Genomic DNA, 229 nt, shown 5'->3' on the forward strand with positions numbered 1-229 from the left:
GATCTGGAGGAATACCGGTGGCGAAGGCGGCCCCCTGGACAAAGACTGACGCTCAGGTGCGAAAGCGTGGGGAGCAAACAGGATTAGATACCCTGGTAGTCCACGCCGTAAACGATGTCGACTTGGAGGTTGTTCCCTTGAGGAGTGGCTTCCGGAGCTAACGCGTTAAGTCGACCGCCTGGGGAGTACGGCCGCAAGGTTAAAACTCAAATGAATTGACGGGGGCCCG

1 rRNA gene is annotated in these 229 nt (G+C 57.6%); it reads left to right on the plus strand.

Going from position 1 to position 229, the window contains the following annotated elements:
- Positions 1–229 (plus strand): 16S ribosomal RNA (locus tag SB756_RS36205); the annotation flags it as partial.

The organism is Pseudomonas sp. SIMBA_068, from assembly GCF_046534705.1.
Classification (GTDB): Bacteria; Pseudomonadota; Gammaproteobacteria; order Pseudomonadales; family Pseudomonadaceae; genus Aquipseudomonas; species Aquipseudomonas putida.